This window comes from Streptomyces sp. NPDC050388 (assembly GCF_040655635.1).
GTDB lineage: Bacteria > Actinomycetota > Actinomycetes > Streptomycetales > Streptomycetaceae > Streptomyces.
Map to the genome: position 1 here is coordinate 127,521 of NZ_JBFAKH010000010.1, position 21,788 is coordinate 149,308.

Annotated in this window: 17 protein-coding genes and 5 pseudogenes; 13 read left to right on the forward strand and 9 right to left on the reverse strand. The window is 71.4% G+C overall.

Going from position 1 to position 21,788, the window contains the following annotated elements; all coding sequences use genetic code 11:
- The first annotated feature begins 225 nt into the window (after positions 1-225).
- The 9 genes from AB0I73_RS08290 to AB0I73_RS08330 all read left to right on the forward strand — a co-directional run bounded on the left by AB0I73_RS08290 (position 226) and on the right by AB0I73_RS08330 (position 12,216).
- Positions 226-2,391 (forward strand): hypothetical protein, encoded by a 2,166-nt coding sequence (locus tag AB0I73_RS08290; protein ID WP_363035006.1) that lies wholly within the window; start codon positions 226-228, stop codon positions 2,389-2,391.
- A gap of 135 nt (positions 2,392-2,526) precedes the next feature.
- A complete protein-coding gene (gene pelF, locus AB0I73_RS08295) occupies positions 2,527-4,122 on the forward strand; it encodes a GT4 family glycosyltransferase PelF (RefSeq protein ID WP_363035008.1) in 1,596 nt (531 codons plus the stop codon).
- The gene (locus tag AB0I73_RS08300; RefSeq protein WP_363035010.1) at positions 4,119-5,528 is read left to right on the forward strand and encodes a hypothetical protein; all 1,410 of its coding nucleotides are present in this window, start codon (positions 4,119-4,121) and stop codon (positions 5,526-5,528) included. Before pelF ends, AB0I73_RS08300 begins: the two co-directional genes overlap by 4 nt.
- 85 nt (positions 5,529-5,613) lie before the next feature.
- The gene (locus AB0I73_RS08305; RefSeq protein ID WP_363035012.1) at positions 5,614-6,615 is read left to right on the forward strand and encodes a GDP-mannose 4,6-dehydratase; all 1,002 of its coding nucleotides are present in this window, start codon (positions 5,614-5,616) and stop codon (positions 6,613-6,615) included.
- 41 nt (positions 6,616-6,656) lie between these two features.
- Positions 6,657-7,370 carry a sugar phosphate nucleotidyltransferase gene (locus tag AB0I73_RS08310; protein WP_109378847.1) on the forward strand — a complete coding sequence of 238 codons (714 nt, stop codon included), beginning with the start codon at positions 6,657-6,659 and terminating at the stop codon, positions 7,368-7,370.
- A 6-nt stretch (positions 7,371-7,376) separates the two neighbouring features.
- The gene (locus AB0I73_RS08315) at positions 7,377-8,378 is read left to right on the forward strand and encodes an NAD-dependent epimerase/dehydratase (RefSeq protein WP_363035014.1); all 1,002 of its coding nucleotides are present in this window, start codon (positions 7,377-7,379) and stop codon (positions 8,376-8,378) included.
- Positions 8,375-9,049, forward strand: coding sequence for a spherulation-specific family 4 protein (locus tag AB0I73_RS08320; RefSeq protein ID WP_363035016.1), 675 nt, complete (start codon positions 8,375-8,377; stop codon positions 9,047-9,049). The genes AB0I73_RS08315 and AB0I73_RS08320 overlap by 4 nt, the downstream gene beginning before the upstream one ends.
- Positions 9,046-9,960: an endo alpha-1,4 polygalactosaminidase gene (locus AB0I73_RS08325; protein ID WP_363035018.1), complete on the forward strand. Its 915-nt coding sequence runs from the start codon at positions 9,046-9,048 to the stop codon at positions 9,958-9,960. Before AB0I73_RS08320 ends, AB0I73_RS08325 begins: the two co-directional genes overlap by 4 nt.
- 336 nt (positions 9,961-10,296) lie before the next feature.
- Complete coding sequence (locus tag AB0I73_RS08330) at positions 10,297-12,216, forward strand: ABC transporter ATP-binding protein (protein ID WP_363035020.1); 1,920 nt, start codon at positions 10,297-10,299, stop codon at positions 12,214-12,216.
- 122 nt (positions 12,217-12,338) lie between these two features.
- On the opposite strand, the pseudogene AB0I73_RS08335 reads toward AB0I73_RS08330, so the two are convergent.
- Positions 12,339-12,711: pseudogene (locus AB0I73_RS08335) on the reverse strand (transposase); the annotation flags it as partial.
- Positions 12,712-12,821: 110 nt separating this feature from the next.
- Entirely contained in the window at positions 12,822-13,130 is a 309-nt protein-coding gene (locus tag AB0I73_RS08340; RefSeq protein ID WP_363035022.1) for a recombinase family protein, read from the reverse strand.
- 973 nt (positions 13,131-14,103) lie between these two features.
- Between AB0I73_RS08340 and AB0I73_RS08345 the strand changes: the two genes are divergently transcribed.
- From AB0I73_RS08345 to AB0I73_RS08355, 3 genes are all read left to right on the forward strand, one after another.
- Positions 14,104-14,508, forward strand: coding sequence for a hypothetical protein (locus AB0I73_RS08345; protein WP_363035024.1), 405 nt, complete (start codon positions 14,104-14,106; stop codon positions 14,506-14,508).
- A 223-nt stretch (positions 14,509-14,731) separates the two neighbouring features.
- Positions 14,732-15,208, forward strand: a complete 477-nt coding sequence (locus AB0I73_RS08350) for a hypothetical protein (RefSeq protein WP_363035026.1) — start codon at positions 14,732-14,734, stop codon at positions 15,206-15,208.
- A gap of 21 nt (positions 15,209-15,229) precedes the next feature.
- Positions 15,230-15,703, forward strand: a complete 474-nt coding sequence (locus tag AB0I73_RS08355) for a hypothetical protein (protein ID WP_363035028.1) — start codon at positions 15,230-15,232, stop codon at positions 15,701-15,703.
- 400 nt (positions 15,704-16,103) lie between these two features.
- On the opposite strand, the pseudogene AB0I73_RS08360 reads toward AB0I73_RS08355, so the two are convergent.
- The 5 genes and pseudogenes from AB0I73_RS08360 to gvpJ all read right to left on the reverse strand — a co-directional run.
- Positions 16,104-16,372: pseudogene (locus tag AB0I73_RS08360) on the reverse strand (PhoU domain-containing protein); the annotation flags it as partial.
- 250 nt (positions 16,373-16,622) lie between these two features.
- On the reverse strand, positions 16,623-16,922 hold the full coding sequence (locus AB0I73_RS08365) for a DDE-type integrase/transposase/recombinase (RefSeq protein WP_363035030.1): 300 nt from the start codon (positions 16,920-16,922) through the stop codon (positions 16,623-16,625).
- A gap of 348 nt (positions 16,923-17,270) precedes the next feature.
- Positions 17,271-18,728, reverse strand: coding sequence for a serine/threonine-protein kinase (locus tag AB0I73_RS08370; protein WP_363035032.1), 1,458 nt, complete (start codon positions 18,726-18,728; stop codon positions 17,271-17,273).
- Positions 18,729-19,256: 528 nt separating this feature from the next.
- Positions 19,257-19,383: pseudogene (locus tag AB0I73_RS08375) on the reverse strand (GvpL/GvpF family gas vesicle protein); the annotation flags it as partial.
- Positions 19,380-19,790, reverse strand: a complete 411-nt coding sequence (gvpJ, locus tag AB0I73_RS08380; protein ID WP_363035052.1) for a gas vesicle protein GvpJ — start codon at positions 19,788-19,790, stop codon at positions 19,380-19,382. The pseudogene AB0I73_RS08375 and the gene gvpJ, both read right to left, overlap by 4 nt.
- 321 nt (positions 19,791-20,111) lie before the next feature.
- On the opposite strand from gvpJ, the pseudogene AB0I73_RS08385 reads away from it, so the two are divergent.
- Positions 20,112-20,456: pseudogene (locus tag AB0I73_RS08385) on the forward strand (helix-turn-helix transcriptional regulator); the annotation flags it as partial.
- On the opposite strand, the pseudogene AB0I73_RS08390 reads toward AB0I73_RS08385, so the two are convergent.
- Positions 20,449-20,613, reverse strand: a pseudogene (locus AB0I73_RS08390) (transcriptional regulator); the annotation flags it as partial. The pseudogenes AB0I73_RS08385 and AB0I73_RS08390 sit on opposite strands and share 8 nt — an antisense overlap.
- A gap of 255 nt (positions 20,614-20,868) precedes the next feature.
- Positions 20,869-21,210, reverse strand: a complete 342-nt coding sequence (locus tag AB0I73_RS08395; RefSeq protein WP_363035034.1) for an STAS domain-containing protein — start codon at positions 21,208-21,210, stop codon at positions 20,869-20,871.
- Positions 21,211-21,788: the final 578 nt, after the last annotated feature.

Sequence of the window (21,788 nt, forward strand, 5' to 3'; positions counted from 1 at the left end):
GGAACCGCGCCTGTCGCTTCCGGCCCGCCGACCCCCTGATGGCCACCCGCGCTTTTCCGCCAGTTTTCGCAACCAGCCCACAAGAAGCACACAAAGTCATCACCATGTGACGCGACGGATGCGTCGACGACTGGCTTCTGAGGGGGATGCCGGCGTCGCGCGCGGGGGTGCGTCGGCTCCGGCGGAGCGGTGTCCACCCCTGTCCGTGGGAGGGGACTGCACCGCATGAAGCGGATCACACGCACCGCCGTGCTCACGGTGGGCGCACTCATCGCTGCCTTGGGCGTGCCGAGCGCGACCGCGCACGCCGCCGACGGCTCACCCCGCGTCGACCTGCGCGTCCTGGTCGTCAGCGACGGAGGCCCGGCCGTGGACGCGATCGCGGCCGAACTGAAGACCGCCGGCACGCCGTACACCGAAGTGGACCTCACCCGGTCCGACCGCCCCGTCATCGACTCCGGCTTCCTCGCCGACACCGTGGACGGGCGACCACGCGCCAAGTACCAGGCGGTGGTCCTGCCCGACGACAACCCGTTCCCGGCGAACTCGCCCGAGATGACGGCGCTCGCCGCCTACGAGCGGACCCACGACATCCCGCAGGTCGACGCCTACACCTACGCGCGTCCGGAGGCGGGCCTGGAGTACCCGGTCGACGGCGGCTACGCCGGCAGCATCGACGGGGTGCGGGCCGAGGTGACCGACGCGGGCCGGGCGGGCCCCTTCGGCTACCTGGACGGCCAGGTCCCCTTCGAGGACAACTCACCTACTGTGAGCGAGAGTTACGCCTATCTGTCGACCCCCGTGGCCGGCGCGGACTTCACTCCGTACGTCGAGGCCGCGATCCCGGGCGGCACCGGGCGGGGTTCGCTGGTGGGGGAGTACCGGCACGACGGGCGGCGGGAACTCGTCGTCACCTTCGTCTACAACCAGTACCAGCGGCAGTTCGGACTGCTGGCCCGCGGCATCGTGGACTGGATGACCGGCGGCGTGCACCTGGGCGCCTCCAGGAACTACTTCGCCGTGCACGTCGACGACGTCCTCGCCGCCGACGACCGCTGGGACACGGAGCTGAACTGCACCCCCGGCGACGTCGACTGCCCGGAGGGCGAGGGCACACCCGATCCGATCCGCATGCTCCCCGCCGACGTGGACCACGCCGTCTCCTGGCAGCGCGAGCAGGACTTCACCCTGGACCTCGCCTACAACGGCGCCGGCAGCGTCGACCACCGCCAGGGCAACGGCGGAGCCGATCCCCTGGCGGACGGACTGATCGCCGAGCGGAATCGATTCCGCTGGATCAACCACACCTACACGCACGCCTTCCTCGGCTGCGAGCAGGACACGACAGTGGTGCCGTGGCGGTGCGCCACCAACGCCGACGGCAGCACCAAGTGGGTCGGCCGCACGACCGTGTCCGACGAGATCGCCACCAACCGCGTCTGGGGAGAGACCGTCGGACTGCCCCTGCACAACGACGAGTTGGTGACCGGAGAACACTCCGGACTCAAGGTGCTGCCACAGCAGCCCGACGACAACCCCAACCTGGCCCCCGCCCTCGCCGACAACGGCATCACCTGGCTCGCCTCGGACAACTCCCGGGATCCCGCGCAGCGCAGGGTCGGGCCGGCCACGACCGTCTCGCGCCACCCGATGAACGTCTTCTTCAACGCCGGGCGGACAGCCGAGCAGGTCGACGAGTACAACTGGATCTACACCAGCCGCGCCCAGGGCGGAAGCGGCATCTGCGAGGACAACCCGACCACCACGACGTGCCTGCCGGCTCCGCTGGACACCGCGACGGGATACACCGGGTACATCGTCCCCCTGGAGACCCGGATCGCGCTCGGCCACGTCCTCGCCAACGATCCCAAGCCGCACTTCATCCACCAGTCCAACCTGGCCGAGGACCGCATCGCCTACCCGGTCCTGGACGGCGTACTCGACGGCTACGAGGCCCTGTTCGCCGACGACACCCCCGTGGTCAACCTGCGGATGAAGGACATCGGCGTCGAACTCCAGCGCCGTGCCGCCTGGACCGACGCCCTGCGGGAAGGCCGGGTCACCGCCTACCGCACCGGTGGCACGGTGACCGTCGAGGCGCCGGACGGCACGGCTGTCACCGCCACCGCGCCCATCGGGACCACCATCGAGGGAGACGCGTTCGGCGAGGCCTACGCGGGCCGGGTGTCCGGCTGGACGCAGACGACGGGCCGGACCGCCCTCTCCTTCACCCTGCCGCCGTCCGCCACGGACGGCGCTGCCCCGGACGGCACCGCCGCCGACGGCGACGGACCGGCCCCGGACGCGAAGACCCTCGCCACCGCACCGGCCCCGGACACCCGGGTCCCCGCCGGCGTGAGGGACCACGTCCCGTACACCGCGCGGAGCTGAACGGCGCACCGGCCCACCCGGGGCACCGGCACCCGGTCACCGACGCGTGACGGGGTGCCGGGGCCCGGCCCGGCGCGAGCTCCTCTCCCCGTACCCCACCCCACCCCACCCCGCACCCGGCCGTGGAGCCCACCGATGCACGTTCACCACGGCGCGCGACGCCCCAGCTCGACGCGCGTCACCCTGCTCACCGAAGGCACCTACCCGCACAGTCACGGCGGTGTGAGCGTCTGGTGCGACCAACTCGTCCGCGGCATGCCCGACATCGGCTTCGACGTCCTCGCCGTCACCGGCACCGGCCGCGAACCCGTCGTGTGGGACCTGCCCGCACACGTCTCGAACGTCCTGACCGTCCCGATGTGGGGGACCCCGCCCGCGGGCCGCCCGCCCGGGCGGCGTCCGCGCGAAGTCCTGACCGGTGCCTACGAGCAGTTCCTGACGGCGCTGCTCGACCCGTGCGCGGAGAGCGGGTTCGCCCCGGCCCTGTACACCATGGCGCGGGCCGCCGCCGACGGAACACTCGGCCCGTTCCTGCGCGGCGACCGGGCGATCGCCGTGCTGACCGCCGTGTGGAACCGCCGGGGCCTGGTCGTCCGTGAGGCCCGCCCCACGCTGCACGACGCGGTCACCGCCACCGGACTGCTCGAGCACGCCCTGCGCCCGCTGGCCGCGCCCCTGCCGAGGGACGGGGTCGCCCACGCGGTCAGCGGGGGCGTCGCCGTCCTGCCCGGACTGGCCGCCCTGGAACGGCACGGTGTCCCCCTGCTCCTCACCGAGCACGGCGTCTACCTCCGTGAGCGGTACCTCGGCCACCGCACCGGCCCCTACCGCTGGCCGGTCAAGGCACTCGTGCTGGGCTTCTTCCGGCTGCTGGCCGAGGAGAGCTACCGCAGGGCCGCCCTGATCACACCGGGCAACCGCTACAACCGGCTGTGGGAGGAGGAGGGCGGGGCCGACCCGGCGTCGATCCGCACGGTCTACAACGGGGTGGACCCGGAAGCCTTCCCGCCGGCCGGACCCGAACCGGACGCGCCGACCCTCAGCTGGGCCGGCCGCGTCGACCCGATCAAGGACCTGGAGACCCTCATCCGGGCCCTCGCCCTGGTCAGGGCGGAACGTCCCGGTGTCCGGCTGCGGCTGTTCGGCGGGACACCCCGGGGCGGGGAGGCCTACCGGGAACGGTGCGAGGCCCTCGCCGCCGAACTCGGGCACGGGGACGCCGTCGTCTTCGAGGGCCGCGTCGACGACATCAGGGACGCGTACGCCGCCGGCAACGTCGTGATGCTCTCCAGCATCAGCGAGGGCTTCCCCTTCACGCTGATCGAGGCCATGTCCTGCGGGCGGGCGACGGTGTCCACCGATGTCGGCGGGGTCCGCGAGGCCGTGGGGGACACGGGTCTCGTCGTACCGCCACGGGACCCGGCCGCGATGGCCGCCGCCGCGCTGGAACTGCTCGACGATCCCGCACGGCGCGCGGCCATGGGGGAGGCCGCCCGGCTCCGGGTGATCGAGCAGTTCACCCTGCGCCGGACCGTCGACACCTTCCGCGCCATCTACCTCGAACTGTCCGGCACCCGGCGGCATCCGGCCGAGGCGGGGACACAGGAGGACGCGGGGACACAGGACGGCACGGGGACGTACGCGCAGCGGCCGGCCGACCGTGCCGCGCCGCCCCCGGACGAGCGCACACAGGTCCCGTCACCCATGGCGACAAGGAGCGTGGCCGTATGAGCGGCCCCATGGCACTGGAGCCGGGCGGAGCCGAACAGGACACCCTCGCCCTCCGGCCGGCCGCCGCCCTGCGGCTGGCGCGGACCCTCCCGGCCGACGACCCCACCCTCGTCGTGCGATTACCGCGGCCCGTCCCGGACCGGGAGGAGGTGGACCGGCTGGCCGCCGCCCTGGCCGACCGCATCGGCCCCGCCGTTCACCCCTACGAGGTGGCCGCGCTGCTGGAGGCGGAAGGACTGCCCGCGGACGTCGTCCGGCAGCGGTACGGCCATCCGAACCTGTTCTCCCTGGCTTCCGCCCTGTACGAGCGCGTCCCCAGGACGTTCCCCGAGCTCGCCCCCGCCCCCGACCCCTGGCGTCCCGACACCGTGCGCTGCCTGCTGCGCGGCGTGCTGTTCGCCCTGCCGGGCCTCGCCTACCTGCTCGCCGCACCGCTGGGGCAGGCGGCACGGTACGCCCCCGCCCTCATGGCGGCCGGTGTCGTCTCCTGGGCCTGGGGCCAGGCCCTGGGGCACCGCGCCCACCTGCGCCTGGCGACGGGGCGCCACGAGGCGGGCCGCACCCTGCTGACCGGGGCCGCCCTCGGAGCGGCCCTGGCCACGGCGACCGCGGCCGTGGTGGCCGACGGCGGGCCGGTCGTCCTGGCCGCCGCCGCACAGTCGCTGTACCTGGCCGCCGCCTCGGTGCTGCTGGTCCTCGCCCGGGAACGGCTGCTGCTGGCAGCCCTGACACCGCTGATCGCCGGCGCCGTGCCGCTGCCGTGGTGGGAGCCCGGCCCCGTGCTGAGGCTCGGTCTGCCCCTGCTGGCGCTGGTGGCCACGCTCGCCGCCGCCGGCCGGTCGCTGCGGAGCGTGCTCGGCACCCCGCCCGCCCCCGGCGCGCGCCGGCCACCGCCGTGGTCCTCCCTGCCCTACGGACTCTTCGGCCTCGCCGCGGCGTCCCTGGTCCTGCTGGAGGGCCGACGGCATCCGTACGCCGTGATCGTGCTGACCGTGAGCATGGGACCGGCCGAATGGCTGCTGTACCGCTACCGCGGCTGGTCGGTCGCGGCGCTGCGGGCGACCGCGACGCCCACCGGCTTCCTCCTGAGGTCGGCCGGCCTCCTCGCTCTCTGCCTGCTCGCCTACCTCCTGCCGCTGACGCCCGCGGCCCTCCTCACCGGGGCCGACCCCGCCGCCCTGCTGCTCCTCGCCGCGACGCTGTGGACCGCCCTGCTGCTCCAGGCGTTCGGCGTCGCCTGGCCCTCCGCCCTGATCTGCCTGACCGCCGCGGGCTGCGCCGCCCCGGTCACCCTGCTGCGCCTGCCACCGGGGCCGGCCGTCCTGCCGCTGTGCTGCGCCGCCGCGGCCCTGTGCCTGTCGGTGTGCGCGCTGCGGCTGCTCGGCCGGCCGGCGGTGCACGCCTGACCGTCCGCGCGCACGACACCACCATCCGCGACCCCTACCGCACCGTCGCACCTCACCCGTCCAAGCAACCGGAAGGACACCTGCGTTGACCTCCGCACCGCTCGCCGCCGTCACCGGGGCCGAAGGCTTCATCGGCTCCCACCTCACCGAAGCGCTCGTCGCCGCCGGGTACCGCGTCCGGGCCATGGCCCAGTACAACTCCTTCTCCTCCCACGGATGGCTGGAGACCCTGTCCCCGGACGTCCTGGACCAGGTGGAGATCGTCCTCGGCGACGTCCGGGACCCCGGATCTGTGCGCGGCCTGCTCGAGGGGGCCGACAGCGCCTACCACCTGGCCGCGCTCATCGCGATCCCGTACTCGTACCGGGCGCCGCACAGTTACGTGGACACCAACGTCACCGGCACCCTCAACGTGCTCGAAGCGGTACGCCAGTTGGGCACGCCGAGGCTGGTGCACACCTCCACGAGCGAGACCTACGGGACCGCGCGGACCGTGCCGATCACCGAGGACCACCCCATCAACACCCAGTCCCCGTACGCCGCTTCGAAGGCGGGCGGGGACCGGCTGGCCGACAGCTACCACGCGAGCTTCGACACGCCGGTGGTGACGCTGCGGCCGTTCAACACCTTCGGGCCGCGTCAGTCGATGCGCGCGGTGATCCCCACCGTCATCGGCCAGGTCGCGGCGGGGGAACGCACCATCACCCTCGGCGACCTGCGGCCCACGCGGGACTTCACCTACGTCGAGGACACGGCGCAGGCCTTCCTCGCCGTCGGCACCGCACCCGCCGAGCAGGTCGTGGGCCGGACCTTCAACGCCGGGACCGGCGGGGAGATCTCGGTCGGCGACCTCGTCGCGCTGATCGGCAAGGTCATGGACAGCGCCCTCGACGTACGGGAGGACGCGGCACGGCTGCGGCCCGCCAACTCCGAGGTGATGCGGCTGGTCGCCGACGCCACCCGGCTCGCCGCCGCCACCGGCTGGAAGCCCGCCCGCACGCTGGAGCAGGGACTCGCCCGGACCGTGGAGTTCTTCCGCGACCCGGCCAACCTGGCCCGCTACAAGACCGGCATCTACAACATCTGACCCGCCCCCGGGGAACACGAAGGATCCGAAGGAGAAGCCCCATGCACGCAGTGATACTGGCAGGAGGCAAGGGCGTCCGGCTGCGGCCCTACACCACGGCCCTCCCCAAGCCGCTCGTCCCCATCGGCGACCAGCACGCGATCCTGGAGATCGTGTTGCGCCAGCTTGCCACGTCCGGCTTCACCCACTGCACCATCGCCATCGGCCACCTCGGCGAGATCATCCGCGCCTACGTCGGAGACGGCTCCCAGTGGGGCATGGACATCGACTACGCCACCGAGGAGAACCCGCTGGGCACCATGGGCCCCCTGCTCTCGCTGCGCGAGCGGCTGCCCGAGACCTTCCTGGTGATGAACGGCGACGTCCTGACCGACCTCGACTACGCCGACGTCCTGAACCGGCACCGGGCGTCCGGTGCCCCGCTGACCATCGCGACCTACGCCCGCAAGGTCCACATAGACTTCGGAGTGCTGACCACCCGGGCGAGCCGGGTCGTCGCCTTCACGGAGAAGCCCAGCATGGACTACCGCGTCTCCATGGGCGTCTACGGGCTGTCCCGCTCGACGCTCGAGGGCTACACGCCCGGCCTCCCGCTGGGCTTCGACGAACTCGTCCTGGACCTCCTCGCCGCCCAGCGCCCGCCGCACGCCTACGAGTTCGACGGATACTGGCTGGACATCGGACGCCCGGACGACTACGACCGGGCCAACGCGGAGTTCACCACCCGCAAGTCCATGTTGCTCAAGGGGGCCTGAACACCCGTGCGCGTTCTCGTCCTGGGCCGCACCGGCTACCTGGGCCGTCATGTCGTCGCCCAGCTGCGCGGCCTGCCGGACACCCAGCTGCCCGAGGCCGGCCGCTCGACCGCGGGGGCCGGCGCGGGTCTGCGCATCGACCTGGCCACCGACTCCCCCGACCGGCTCGCCAAGACCCTGGCGGAGGCGGCGCCCGACGCCGTGATCAACTGCGCGGGCGCGACCGCCGGGGACGCGGTCACCCTGGCCGAGGTCAACACCCGCGGCCCCGCCGTCCTGTGCGCCGCACTGCGGCAGGCCGCTCCCCGGGCACGCCTGGTGCACCTGGGGTCGGCCGCCGAGTACGGCCCGGGGGAACCAGGCACCAAGGTGACGGAGACGGCGGCGACCCGCCCGCTCGGACCGTACGGCGCGACCAAACTCGCGGGCACGGCGGTGGTGACGGCCTCCGGCCTGGACGCGGTGGTGCTGAGGGTGGGCAATCCGGTGGGGCCGGGTGCGCCGCCCACCGGACTGCCCGGCAGGGTCGCCGCCCTTCTGCGCGAGGCCGGCGCGTCGGCAGGGGCGGGGCCAGGGGCAGGTGCGGGAACAGGGGCAGGGGCGGTGCTGCGGCTCGGTGACCTGTCCGCGTACCGCGACTTCGTCGACGCACGCGACGTCGCGCGTGCGGCGGTGCTCGCCGTCATGGCGGCCGGGCCGCTCCCGTCCGTCCTCAACATCGGCGGCGGTGAGGCGGTCCGGGTGCGCGACCTGGTACACCTGCTGGCCCGCCGGGCCGGTTTCGAGGGACGGACGGAGGAGGACACGGGGGCCACGGGGGCCACGGGAGGCTCGGCCCGCTCGGCGGCGGTGTCCTGGCAGTGCTCCGACATCACGGCGGCGGGCGAGGCACTCGACTGGCGTCCCTCGTACACCCTCGAGGAGTCACTGGCCGCGCTGTGGGCGGACGGCGGCACGGGCGCCACCGGTGAGGACACCGCCGGCACGGAAGGCGACCGCGCGCCGTGAGCCTGCTGATCCCCCTGTACGTCCATCCGGCCGAGGACCCGGGTGCCTGGCACCGGCTGATCACGGCAGCCGACCGTACCCACGCCGTCGTGCTCAACCCCGCGAACGGCCCCGGGACCGGCCCGGACCAGGCGTTCACGGCGGTCGCGGACGCGCTGCGGACGGCCGGCGCCCGGCTGCTCGGCTACGTCGACACCGACTACGGCGCGCGGGCCCCCTCCGCGGTCACCGCCGACGCGCGTCGGCACCAGGAGTGGTACGCGGTCGACGGCTGCTTCCTGGACCGGGTGACCGCGGGGCCGGAGGGCCTGCCGGGCTGCCGCAGGCTGGTCCGGTCCCTGCGCCGGGCCGGCGCGCGGACCGTCGTGCTCAACCCCGGAGTGGACCCGGCCCCCGGCTACGTCCGCCTCGCCGACCTGACCGTCACCTTCGAGGGGCACTGGTCCACCTATGTCGCCGCGTTCAGCCGCTCCGTCCGGGCGAAACCGCATCCACCGGAACGGATCTGCCACCTCGTCTACGGTGTGCCAGGGGCACTCGTGCCCCTGGCCGTACGCACCGCGCAGGACCGCGGCGCCGGGGTCTGCTGCCCCGTGACGGGTGGACTTCCCAATCCCTGGGCCGAGTTGACTCCTGCCCTGACCGTGACCGAAACCGAGGGACGAGCATGACCCGGAAGCCTCCGCCCCACACGCCCGCGTCGGGGGTGCCGGCCGCGCCGACCGTGCCGGCCGTGCTGGTCGCGCTGGTGGTGCTGGCCATCACGGCCCTGACCGGGTGCTCCGCCCCGGACGGCGCCGGGGACACGGACGCCGCCCGGCCGTCCGCACCGTCCCGCACCTCACCGGAGGCCCCGACCGGAACCTCCCCCGCCCCCGGCGGGGGGCTCTGGCGCCCGCGCCCCGGGCTCGCCTGGCAGTGGCAGCTCGACGGCAGGGCCGACCCGTCGGCCGAGGTGCCCGTCTACGACATCGACGGCTTCGAGAACACCGCGGCGGACGTGGCACGCCTCCACCGTGACGGCCGCAAGGTGATCTGCTACATCAACGTCGGCGCCTGGGAGGACTTCCGGCCCGACCGGGACGCGTTCCCGCGCTCCGTCCTCGGCAGGACCAACGGCTGGCAGGGCGAGCGCTGGCTGGACATCCGCCGGATCCCCGTACTGAAGCCGATCATGGAGCGACGGTTCGACATGTGCCGGGACAAGGGCTTCGACGCGGTGGAGCCGGACCTGATGGAGGGCTACGACCACGACACCGGGTTCCCGCTCACCGCCGCCGACCAGCTCCGCTACAACCGCATGATCGCGGACATCGCGCACGAACGCGGTCTGTCGGTGGGCCTCAAGAACGACCTGCCGCAGATCCCGCAGCTCGTGGACGACTTCGACTTCGCCGTCAACGAGGAGTGCGCGCAGTACGGCGAGTGCGCCGAGCTCACTCCGTTCATCGAGGCGGGCAAGGCGGTCTTCCACGTGGAGTACGCGGAGCCGACCGGTGAGTTCTGCGCCGAGTCCCGCAAGCTGAAGCTGTCGTCCATGCGCAAGAAGCCGGAACTGGGGGTGTGGCGGGACCCGTGCTGACCCGGAGGAACCGGCTGCCCTCCCTTCGGCGGCGGCGCCGCCGACCCGTCCACCGGGTCTCCGGCGAGGAGGCCGCCGACCCGGTGACGGGCCTGACCCGGCAGCGCGGCTCCTCACCGGCCGCGCCGAGCCCGCCGTGCGCCGGGCCCCGAACTCTGAACGCTGAACTCTGAACCACGACGACGGCTGCACCGGCCACCTCAAGCTCACCACCGGATACGACCGCTGCGTACGCCGGACGCAGTGGTGTCCGGTTCTCGCCAGTCCGCGGTAAATGCCTGGACTGAGAACCTCCCCGGACGGGAAACTTCCGACTTCCGAACTTCCGGGAGAGTGATGGGGACAACCGATACGCGAGGGCCGACGCCGGGCAGGAGCGCGGTCGTTCTGGCACTGCGCCGCTACGGCCGGGAACTGCTGCGACTACGACTGCTGGCCCTGCCCGCGCTGCTGCTGCCGGCCGTGGGCAACATCGGCATCCGCTACGTCGCCCCCCTGCTGATCGCCAAACTGGCGGGGCAGGCCGCCGGCGACGGCGGTCTCACCCTCGGCTCGGCGCTGCCGTACGTGCTGGGCTTCGGCGCGGTGCTGCTGCTCGCCGAGGCCGTGTGGCGGGTCGGGCAGCACTGCCTGAACCGCGTGGACGCCCTCGGCATGGAGCACCTGTACGTGAGCGGCATGGACGAACTCCTCGCCAAGGACGCCGCGTTCTTCCACGACAACTTCGCCGGCTCCCTGACCAAACGGGTGCTCAGCTTCGGCAAGCGCTTCGAGGACTTCGTCGACACGCTGACGTACCGGATCGTGGGCAGCCTCGTCCCCCTGGTGTTCGGTGCCGTGGTGCTGTGGAGCTACGAACCGATGCTCGTCGTGGGCCTTCTGGTGATGATCGTGCTGACCGTGGCGGCCGCGACACCGCTGATCCGTCGCCGGCAGAGGCTCGTCAACGACCGTGAGGCGGCGATCGCCCGGGTCTCCGGCCACGTCGCCGACAGTCTCATGAACATGGAGACCATCCGGGCGTTCGCGGCCGAGCGGCGGGAGGCCGACGAACACCGCAGCCGTGTCGCGGACTCCCGGCGCCTGACGCTGAAATCGTGGGACTACGGCAATCTGCGCGTCGACACCCTGATCGCCCCCATGTCCGTGCTGACCAACGTGCTGGGTCTGCTGGTGGCCGTCGCCTTCGGCGGCTCGGGCCAGGGAGTGGAGGAGATCGTCGTCGCTTTCACCTACTACTCCAACGCGACCCAGATCATGTTCGAGTTCAACCAGATCTACCGGCGTCTGGAAAGCTCGATGACCGAGGCCGCGCAGTTCACGGAGCTGCTGCTGGATCCGCCCACCGTGCTCGACCCGGCGGAACCCGAACCGCTCGCACCACGGGACACCGGCGTCTGCTTCGAGGCGGTGACCTTCGCCCACACGGGTGCGAAGCCGATCTTCCAGGGACTCGACCTGGACGTGCCCGCAGGCGCGCGGGTCGGTCTGGTCGGCAGGTCAGGTGGCGGCAAGACCACGCTCACCCGGCTCCTGCTGCGGATGGCGGACATCGACGACGGACGCGTCCTGGTCGGCGGGCAGGACATCAGCCGGCTGCGCCAGGCCGACCTGCGCTCACTGATCGCCTGCGTCCCGCAGGAACCCGCGATGTTCCACCGCAGCCTGCGGGACAACATCGCCTTCGCCCGGCCCGGCGCCACCGACGCGGAGGTCCACGTGGCGGCCGCGGCCGCGCACGTCACGGAGTTCGCCGACCAACTCCCGGACGGCTTCGCCACTCTGGTGGGGGAGCGGGGAGTCAAACTCTCGGGCGGCCAGCGCCAGCGCGTCGCCCTCGCCAGGGCCGTCCTGCGCGACGCCCCGATCCTGCTGCTCGACGAGGCGACCAGCGCGCTGGACTCGGAGAGCGAGCTCCTCGTCCAGGACGCCCTGTGGCGGCTGATGGACGGACGGACGGCCCTCGTGGTCGCCCACCGTCTGAGCACCGTCGCCGGTATGGACCGCCTCGTCGTCCTCGACCGCGGAAGCGTCGTCGAGCAGGGCACCCACGAGGAGCTGCTCGCGGCGAACGGCGCCTACGCCAAGCTGTGGCAGCACCAGTCGGGCGGCTTCCTCGGCGAGAACACCGAGTCGGCCCTCGGACGCCCGGTCCCGGCAGCCGGTCCCAGCGGGCTGCCCGGACCGGCCGACCCGGCGCCGGACGGGGCCCGCAGGACGCCGACGCACGCTCGTACGAGCACTTGGTCCACGTGATCGAGTCGGTTCCCGGACATTCTCGACCGCACGCGGCGTCACGCTGACGCGTCCAAGGCCGTGGTGATCACGCTGCGGCGCTGGTCAGCTGAGGCCCAGGAACTCGAGCTCCGGCCGGCGCAGTCGGTCGGATTCGGTCCGGTCGGCGGCCCCCCTTCACCGCCCGCACGCTGACGGAGTCGATGGCGCAGCGCGACCAGTCCAGCTCCCCGCGGGCGCCGAGCCGGTCCAGGAGGATGCGGTGGAGCCGGGCCCAGAACCGGTCCCGGCTCCACCGGGCGAAGCGCCGGTAGACCGTCGGCCGGGCCGGGCCGGGCCGAACACCGGGGGCAGTTGCCGCCAGGTGCAGCCCGAGGTCGCCACGAAGACGATCGCTGCGAGGCATGCGCGGTCACCCGCTCGCCGTCGGCCGCCGCCCTGCGGACGTATGACCTCCGTCGGCGGGACCACCCGCCGGAACAGCGTCCACAACTCATCCGGCACCAACCGCTCCAACGGGTCCGCATCGCCGCCATCGACCTCGTGAGCCGCCGACTCACCCACGAAGCCACCCCCACTGGCGTGACACCTGACCCACACCAAACGGACACCAATGAATCAAACGCTCACGTCTTCGGGTAGCCGACCGTGAGGTGCAGATGCAGGCCGCGCCGCTGGAGGGCTCCCCGGATCCGGATGACGTCCTTGGTGGAGCGGAACAGCCGCGCGGCCTCCGCAATGCGGATGGTGTCGCCGACCGCTGCTTCGTCGAGCAGCCGTCGGAACCCGGATCGGTTGGCCGCGTAGACGCGGGACAACGTGGCCAGGTCCTCGTACACGGGCGAGCCGGAATTGAGCAGGCTGTCACGAGCATGGAGTTGACGGGCATTGGTCTGCTTATCGGTGGAGTACCGCAGAAACAGACGGTCAGCCACGTATCGTTCCTCTCTTCGCCCGTCCAACGAGACGTCGGGTCATGACCATAAGGGGACGAAAAAAGGGGGGCGTGAATACGGAACAAACTCGATTGGATCGACACCTCAATATTCCCCAATTTACCCGGCTCGGGCCATTGGGTCGATCGGCGGGACGCAATCGGACGATTGCGCCCCGCTGTTCATTGGACTGCACTGACGGAGTGTCAAGGTGTGTGACACCAAACTGCACTCTCTGCGCGGTTCCTGCTCGACCCCCGGGGCCCTGTCACCCGTGTACTCGGACAGCTGCCTGCCGTTTTTGCGTGATACGTGATAGCGGCGCCGGCAACCCCCGGATATGCACCCGTGCCCGCAGCTCCCACCGGCAGAAGACGCGCTCCACGTCCATGAGCAGGTCCTCCAGCCGGCAGGTCCTCCAGTTGGCCTGACTGCTCCTCAGCCCCCTCCCGGTCAGTCACGACCGACGGGACATCTGGTAACTCAGCCGGTATGTAAGGCAGTTACCCGATACGCAAGACCACCGAACTGCGGCGCTCTCAAGGATCTCCAGCTGAAGGGCTAGCTCAAGAAATGCTCAAGTTCGGTTCACGCCGTAGCCGGCAACGATGGATGCCCCTACGCTCACCTCCGTCCCAGTCGACCCCTACGTTCGATCCGGTTGGCCAGTACATCTTCCAATGAAGGTCGGATCACGAATCAGATCGATATGTGGGCGTCGCAAAAGCCCGACAGTGGCCATGACGCAAAGGCGAGTACGAGGTCGTTTCATCCAGAAACCAGAAAGGAAAGTTCCCAGATGGGATTCATGAGAAGCAGGCCGCGGTGGAGGCGGCTCCTGGCACTTCCCGTCGCGGCGCTTGCCTGCGTTCTGGCAGGTGCTGGTCTCAGTCCCGCTGCGGGGCAGGAAACAGAGGCGGAGGCGTTCGTCCCCGGCACCTCGTACTTCGACGAGAACGGTTACACCGAGTACGTGGCCGGCAACCTGCCGGTCATCTTCACCGCCCCGCACGGGGGGTCGCTGACCCCGGAAGACATCCCCGCCCGGTCCTCCGCTACCTGCGGGCCGAAAACCGTCACCCAGACCGACCTGAACACGCAGGACCTCGCCCGCCAGATCCAGCAGGCCTTCTTCGCCAAGACGGGCAAGTACCCGCACGTCGTCATCAACCGCCTCGCCCGTTCACGCCTTGACGCCAACCGCGACATCGGGGCGGCGGCTGCGGCAACCCGTCGGTCGAACAAGCCTGGCACGACTACCACAAGTTCATCGACGCCGCCAAGGCGGACGTGCTCGCCGAGTTCGGCCGGGGCTGGTACACGGACCTCCACGGTCACGGGCACGCCGTCCAGCGCCTGGAGCTCGGCTACCAGTTGACCCCGGAAACGCTGCGCCTCTCCGACGCCGAGCTGGACGCTGCGCCTCTCCGACGCCGAGCTGGACGCTGCGCCTCTCCGACGCCGAGCTGGACGCTGCGCCGGCCTACGAGCAGGCCGCGTCGTTCCGGACGTTCTCCGAGGAGTCACCGCTGCCGTTCTCGGCGCTCCTGCGCGGCCCGACGGCGCTCGGCACCTACCTCGCCGACGCGGGATATCCGTCCGTGCCGAGCCAGCAGGATCCCGCCCCGCAGGTGGACGAACCCTATTTCACGGGCGCGGATCCCGGGTACAACACCCCGCGGCACGGCTGCGCGAACGGTGGCCACATCTGCGGGGTGCAGATCGAGACGCACTACGACGGCGTGCGGAGGACTCTGACCGACCGCTCCAACTTCGCGACCGCGCTCGCCGACGTCTACCCGGACTTCCTCGCGCAGTTCGGTATCCGGATCGAGCCCCAGGCGCAGACTCCGCCCACGCCGGGCGACGAGATCATCGTCGACAACCTGAACTCCTTCAATGACCCGGCCAAGGCGCGTTTCGCCACCTCGGGCAGCTGGGTGGATGGCAACAACAGCCAGTCCCACGGCCTCAACTTCCGGCTGTTGTCCAACCCGTCAGCGAAAGACACCGCGGAGTTCCGATTCCACGTTCCGACGCCAGGGGCGTATGCGATTGATGCCTGGTGGCCGGCGTAGTCCGGTCGATCCAGGAACGTCGTGTACCAGATCCACGAGGCCGACGACAGCACCGCACTCGCGGAATCGGTGCGCGATCAGCGCGTCGACGGGGCACGGTGGAATCCGTTCGGTGTTCACCACTTCAGCAAGGCGGGTTGGGCCAAGGTGGTGGTGTCGCAATCTCCCGGCTCAACCGGTTCGTTTGCCGCGGACGCCGTCCGGGTGACTCTCACGCACCTGACACCGTCGGAAGGTGTTGCGGTGCTGGCGGGGCTCGTCGGTGAGCTGCCGGTCACCGCGGGCAACGCGCAGGCGCTGAACGCGAAGCTCGATGCCGCGAGCGCGCAGTTCGGCCGCGGCAACGTCGAGGCGGGAAAGAAACAGCTCGGTGCGTTCATCAACCAGGTGATGGCCTTCGAGAGGGCCGGAAGCCTCTCGGCCGGGCAGGCGCGGCCGGTCATCGAATACGCGGAGCGCGTGATCCGCGACGCTGAGCAGCAGGCCGGGCAGTGAACCCTTCTCACCCCGTGGTTCAGGGGTGACGGCGGCTGGCGGTCGGGGCTCGTGACGCGGCAGGGCTCCTGGTCGTTGCGCTGGTGATCTCACTCGCCAACGCCTCGACACAGGAGCCCTGTTGGTCCCGTATCGAGCCATGCCCGACATCCCGCACGAGGTCGTTGAGCACGTTTCCTGGCTCATCTGCGCCCGAAGGTGTGAGCTGAACTCCCGCTGGCGCGAGCCGGGCTGGAAGAGGGCTCGCTGATCCCACGCTGACCGTGCGCTCCACCACGGTTCTGCGCCGGCGAAGCGCTGCCTCTGGTGACGTGATGCCGTTGGCCTGTCTACCGAGGCCGTCAAAGTGGATCAAGCCCATTGGGCCACTCCGGGCGTCACAGTTGGTTGCGGGGCGGAGTCAGGTGGTCGCGGGCGGGTCGGTGAGCAGGTCGTCTGCATGTTCGCCGGTGACGAGGCGGACCACGCGTCGGGCCAGCGCCGCGGCATGGTCGGCGAAGCGTTCGTAGCAGCGGCCGACGAGCGTGGTAGCCGCAGCCCTCTCGACGCCGTGGTGCCACCGGTCGTCCATGAGGTGCTGGAAGATCGCGCGGTGCAGCTCGTCCATGCGGTCGTCGTCCTTCCCCAGTGGAGTGCCGCGGCGAGGTCGTGGGTGATGAGCACCTCGGCGGGTGTTGTCAAGCCGCTGTTGCGGCAGGCGAGTCGAGATGTGCTGGAGGTGCGTTCGGCCAGGCCGGGGACATCCTGGTCAGGCGGTCGTGAGGGCTTTGGTGACGGTCCTCCGGATGCGGAACCGTTCGGTCATCTCGATGCGGCAGTCACTCACTGTGACCAGATGGCGCCGGGGCCGGAAGTGGCCGGAGACCCGGCTGAAGGCGGCACGGAACCTCCGGGCCGCTTTGCTGGAGCGGAAAACCCTTCAGGGCGCGCTCGCGCCGCCTCTCGTGGGCTGATGACTGTTCTCGGCCCTGTTGTTCCAGTACTTCACACCGCGGTGCTCGACCGGCGGCATGACCGCGCGGTGGGCGGCACCGTAGCCGCGGAGCCTGTCCGTGACGAACACGCGGGGTCCGTACGCGAGGCCCTTGAGAAGCCTGCGGAAGAAGCGCCCGGCCGCGGCCGTATCTCGGCGGTCCCGGACGAGAACGCCGAGGACGCCTCCGTCCCGGTCGACCGCGCGCCACGGGTACCGCATCTTCCCGTCGCCCTTGAGGAACACCGCATCCGGACGCCATGTGGCGCCGGGACGCGGCCGCCGGCGGCGCACCTGCGCGGCGCAGGCGGGGCCGAACGCGGCGCACCGGGCCTGGAGTCTCGCAGGAGACCATGATGCCGCGTTCCAGGAGGAGCTCCCCGACCTCCCGGCAGGAGACCGGGAAACGGTGATAAAGCCACACGGCGTGACCGATTGCCTAGGGCGGAAACCGGTAACCCCGGTACGACGGTGCCGTCCCGCTCTCCGCCCGCAGCCCCTCCCCGTGCCGAACTACACCAAGATCATCCCGCGGCCCGAGCCGAACCTGACAACGCCCGGCAGAGCGTTCGGGCCGCGCCCGGACCTGATCGCCTAGTCGGTTTCCCCGACCACGGATGCGAGGTGATCGAGGAGCCGGTCGAACTCGGGGGTACTGGTGAACTCCTGGTGCTTCTCGGCGTCGGCGAGTTCGTGCCGGATGTCGCGGACCCGTTTGCGTACGTCCTTGGTCTTGTCCTTCCCCTTCTCTCTGCCCTCAGCCAGCTTGTCCTGGGCTTGGGAGACCTTGTGTTCCAGATCGTCGGCGAGGTGCGGGTCGAGCCGACCTTCGCCGGCGGCCGTGCTCAGTTCCTGGGACACCTGGCCGAGCAGCACCCCGGGGTCGCTGGACAACACTGCGGGTGTGTCGACGGCAACGTCCGAGGCAGCGGACGGGCTCGGCGGAGGAGAAGCAGCTGAAGCAGCGGGCGACGAGGAAGCGGGGTCGGTGGTGGACGGGGTTGCTCCCCGGGTCGTGGCAGGGGGGTCGGCAGCGGCCACCTGTGCGGAGTCCGGCTGGAAGAGGAGGTATCCCGCGGTCGCGAGGGCGGCCGCTGCGAGTCCCGAGAGGGCGACCGTGCGCGACCGGGAGTCACGCCTGCGGGATCGTCGTGCGGCAGGAGCCGGCAGCACGGCCGTGCGTCCCACCACGGAGGCCGGTCGTGAGGACGACGGTGGTGCGGGCTGTGCCGTCGCGGCCGCGCTCGACCTTCCCGGAGCAGACAGCCAGTCCGCGACCTGTTCGGCGTCGGGGCGCGCTTCCGGTTCCTTGGCGAGCAGCGCCAGGAGGAGTTGTTCGAGCTCCGGCGCAAGCTCCACGCCCATGCTGCGCGGCGGTGCGGGCAGCTCCTGGACGTGCTGGTAGAGCAGCGCGGTCGGGGTGTCCGCGCGGAAGGGCGGGTAACCCACCAGGAGCTCGTACAGGACGCAGCCGAGCGCGTACATGTCGGAGGCCGGGCCGGCGTCCTTTCCGAGGGCTCGTTCCGGGGCGAGGTAGGAGACGGAGCCCACGATCATGCCTGCGCTGGTGAGCCCGGCCGCCGTGTCGTCGGCGAGGCGGGCGATACCGAAGTCCACCACCTTGACCGTGCCGTCGGGGGCGAGCAGGAGGTTCGCGGGCTTGATGTCGCGGTGGATGACGTTCTGCCGGTGTGCGGCGGCCAGGCCTGAGGCGGTCTGGCTGCCGATGGCGGCCACCTCGCGCGGTGTGAGCGCTCCTGCTGAGGCCAGCCGGTCGGCCAGGCTGTGCCCCTGGACGATTTCCATGACCAGGTACAGACGGTCGTCGGCCTGGCCGAAGTCGTAGATGGCGACGATGTTGGGGTGGTTCAGGCGAGCGGTGGTCTGCGCCTCCTGCCGGAAGCGGGCCGCCGCCGACGGGTCGATGCTGCCGGCCAGGAGCAGCTTGACCGCGACCGGACGGCCAAGGACCTCGTCTCGCGCGCGCCAGACCTCTCCCATCCCCCCTCGGCCGAGAAGCTCCTCGAGCTGGTACCGAGCCGCCAACAGCACGCCGAACACCCTCCAAGTGGACTGCCCGGACCGGACCCTGCCAGGTCGGGCACCGGGGTTCCTCTCGTTCGCGCGATGAGATACCGCCCGGTCAAGGGCAGCGATCGCGCGGTAGCCGGACCGCCGACGCACACCGGCGGGGTCCCATTTCCAAGATCGCAGCAGGCTATCAGGGCCCCGCCCACCAGTTCGACCGGGCGAGGACGGAGAGTGACGTCTTGCTCACGTGCCAGGAGTGCGGACGCCTGCATCCGGGCGCCCCGTCACGTGTGGGGCGCCCGGGTCGGCCTTTCGAGCAGGGGCAGACCCGCCACGGGGGGGCGACCGGGTCTGCCCCTGCATGTTGGCGCCCGCGAGCCTCCCCCCGGAGTGCAGGCGCCTGACCCCGCCCGGGGTCACCCCGTACAGCGCGACATGAAACCGGAGTGTCACGGGTGACGGGTGGATGGTTCAGCACCCTTGTGAAGAGCGTCTCCACCAACGTCACGGCTACGACGCGAAGCGTGCACGCCCCAAGCGGCGTGGCCTGCTGACGACGGCGGCCAGGCCGCCTTCCCCGAGGATGCGCAGCGGGCGTGGCGGCTCGCCGGTGACGGCCGTGTGCTCAGGCAACGGGGGGTGGGCTGTGGATGACGCCGTAGACGTAGGTGCTCACCGTTCCTCATCCCGGCGGTGACGCGGCCGTGCGGTTTCCCTCTCGCGGCCCTCGTCGCGCGCCTGCTGGAAGGCATCGGCGATGGCCTCCGCGGCGCCGGACAGGGCTCCCTTCGCCTTGGCTTGACTGCCGGAGCCGGTGAGCCGGCCGCCGACGATCTCCGGCAGTCCGGCCGGCTTGCGCGGCCCTGCCTCCAGGTCCAGGCGGTTGCAGGCCTCGGCGAACCGCAGGTAGGTGTCCACGCTCGCCACCACGACCCGCACATCGATCTTCAGGATTTCGATGCCGACCAGGGAGACCCGCACGAACGCGTCGATCACCAACCCTCGGTCGAGAACCAGCTCCAGTACGTCGTACAGGCCACTGGAACCTCCCCCGCCCCCGCCCTGCGCTGCCACCGCACTCACCCCGACCAGCTCCCTCATCTGTCCCTGGTCCATCACCCCGGCCCGGCGGCCGCATCCGACGAGAGCCACGGACGCGGCCGCCACCGGCGAACACCACCGGGTAGCCCCACTGCTCCGGATCAAACGAATGTGCGGTGATGAGAGCGCAACGTTGACCGGCGGAGCGGCCGTCGCCGCATTCGTCCGTGACCATGTCGAACGCCCGGCCCCAGAGCCGGAGCCCCGCCCCCACCGCAGCCCTCACCCACCTCACGTTCTACGCCGACCGGTCCGAGGGCCTTTCCGTCGACGCGTCGCGCACCGAGCTCCCGGAATCCGACCATGGCCGACAGTGACAAGGAGAACCTGGCCGGCGAGGTGCGTGAGTTCCGGCGCACCCGGTGGGCCCGGATCATCCCGGAGCAGGCCGGGCTGCCGGTCCACGGCGGCAACCGCCGCGTCGCGGACCTGCGCCGTGAAGAGGTCGCCCTGCTGGCGGACATGAGCGTGGACTCCTACGTCCGGCTGGAGCGCGGGAACCTCAGCGGAGCCTCCGACTCGGTTCTCGAAGGTCTCGCGCACGCACTGCAGCTCGACGAGGCCGAGCGCCCCCACCTCTACGACCTGGCCCGCGCGGCGACCCCGTCGGGCCGGCGCCCCACGGTGACCTCGTCCCGCGTGCGGCCCACGAGGCGAGCAGGCGCAGGCCCTCTTCGGAGGGTGAGCCGGGTTCGGCGGTGTAGATGGTGAGGGTGAGGCCGGGCTCGGCCGCCATTTCCAACCCCTCGAACGCGAGGGTCAGGTCGCCGACGGCATGGTGGTGGAAGTTCTTGGTGCCGGTGCCGCGGTGCTCTTCACCGGACGGGCCGGCACGATGCGCGCTCTGAAGCTGAGCGCCGCATCGACGATCCGGGACAGTGCGGTGCCGGCGCCGGGGCGCTGTACGACCCCGCGCCCCGGCGACCGAACGCCTGCCGAGGGGTCCGGCGGCAACCCCGGCAAGCCGGACCATGGGCCGAAGTCCCGGCCCCGGGCCCGGCCGTGGCCGCGCCTGGACCGCTGGGACTGGCGGGTCGCGCTCGTGGTGCGGTTGCCGGTGTCAGGGGTGGAGGGCCTGACGCAGGGTGGGGTAGCAGTCGATGACGGTGTCGAGCTGCACGAGGCGCAGGGTGCGCATGACGGTGTCCTGGACGCCTGCCAGGCGCAGCCAGCCGCCGGCCTGGGTGAGAGCCTGCCGGGCGGTGATGAGGATGTTGATGCCGGTGGAGTCCATGAAGGGAACCCGGCCCAGGTCGACCACGGCGCACGGAACGGACCCAAGGCGTGAGGGGTCCAGCGCCTGGCGGAGGGGCCCGGCGGTGTCGTGGTCGATGTCACCGACCACGGTGAGCACCCGGATGCCGTCGATCGAGGTGGAGACGACCGTCAGTCGGCCGGGCACTTGTGGTTCTCCGCTGTCCGCCACTGATGATCCTCAAGCTCCGTCAGTCACATGGACCGGCTGGTTCCATGCCTCCTTCGGAAGACTGCCCGGATCGCGATGGTGATCAACCCCGGGGACCGTGCGCAAGCCTGCGGCCTGGCGGGCGGGACCACGGGCTGCAGATGCCGGTCGTGGGCGCCGGTTTCGTCGGGCACGCGGTTCTCGCCCCGACCGCCTCCGGCCGCGAACACGGCCACCCGCCCGGGGCCCTGCCAGCCCGACGAGGCCTCGGCGCCGCTCCGTGTTCTCCTGCCTCCACGGGCCGCATCCCCCACCCGGGGCCGCCCCGAGTCAAACAGAGACGCTGGAGTACGATTCCCGTTCGATTGACCGTACGGCTCTGGGGGACGGGTCTTGAGCGCCCAACTGAGAGAAACCGCAGCGCAGTTGGCAGACATGCTCTGGCGTCGGCACACCGTGTACCGGGACCGGGCCGGGGGAGTGGTCATCCGCGGAGAGCATGTGCAGCGCTGGATCAGTCTGGCCCCCTCGGGTCGCAGGGACGAGATCCTGCTCCGGGCGGGCCGGATCCTCGA

Excerpts from the sequence above, each read along its gene's own strand:
- AB0I73_RS08290 (WP_363035006.1), top strand. The coding sequence starts at position 226 with ATGAAGCGGATCACACGCACCGCCGTGCTCACGGTGGGCGCACTCATC.
- AB0I73_RS08300 (WP_363035010.1), top strand. The coding sequence starts at position 4,119 with ATGAGCGGCCCCATGGCACTGGAGCCGGGCGGAGCCGAACAGGACACC.
- AB0I73_RS08325 (WP_363035018.1), top strand. The coding sequence starts at position 9,046 with ATGACCCGGAAGCCTCCGCCCCACACGCCCGCGTCGGGGGTGCCGGCC.
- pelF (WP_363035008.1), top strand. The coding sequence starts at position 2,527 with ATGCACGTTCACCACGGCGCGCGACGCCCCAGCTCGACGCGCGTCACC.
- AB0I73_RS08310 (WP_109378847.1), top strand. The coding sequence starts at position 6,657 with ATGCACGCAGTGATACTGGCAGGAGGCAAGGGCGTCCGGCTGCGGCCC.
- AB0I73_RS08330 (WP_363035020.1), top strand. The coding sequence starts at position 10,297 with ATGGGGACAACCGATACGCGAGGGCCGACGCCGGGCAGGAGCGCGGTC.